1 pseudogene is annotated in these 643 nt (G+C 76.0%); it reads left to right on the top strand.

The window, feature by feature from the left end:
* Positions 1-643, top strand: a pseudogene (locus DW309_RS12685) (hypothetical protein); the annotation flags it as partial.

Here is a 643-nt window from a genome sequence, read left to right as displayed (position 1 = left end):
CCGTTTCGCGCTACCGCCTCGCCTCGCGTCTGCGCGCCGAGGCCGGAGGCGACGCGACCGGCGTCGACTTCCGGCTCGCCCGAGCCATGCTGCGCTCCGGCGACGCCCAGGAGGCGGCCGAGCTGTTCGGCGACGTGCTGCAGCGCGAGGAGCAGGCCGACGTGGCCCCCGCCTCCCGCGGCATGACCGCCACCCTGCTCGCGCGCGCTCTGGCCGAGTCGGGCGAGTTCGGACAGGCGGTGGGCGTGCACGGCTACGCCGCCGAACTGTTCGGCGAGGGCGCGGAGCACGCCGACCAGGCGATGGCGATGACCGAGCAGGCGAAGATCCTCGCCCGCTTCGAGGAGCACGACGACGCGATCCGCCTCCTGGAGGGCGCGGCCGAGATCGTCCGGGGCGCGCCGGAAGCGGTCGGCGCCCTCAGCGAGGTGCTCCACAGCCTGGGTCAGGCCTACGGCGGACGCGGCGACGAGCGGGCGTTCGCCCTGTTCGACGAGGTCGCCGCCCTCGCGCAGCAGCACGAGGCCGGGTGGCTGCACGCCGACGTGACCGACTCCCGCGCTCGCGCGCTCGCGCAGCTCGGACGGATCGACGAGGCCGTGGCCGCCGCGCTCACCGCCGCGGACGCGTTCGCGGAGCTGGG

It is taken from the genome of Microbacterium sp. K41 (assembly GCF_004794395.1).
Classification (GTDB): Bacteria; Actinomycetota; Actinomycetes; order Actinomycetales; family Microbacteriaceae; genus Microbacterium; species Microbacterium sufflavum.
The sequence above is the reverse complement of the archived record's forward strand: the minus strand, read 5'-3'. Positions and strand labels throughout refer to the sequence as shown.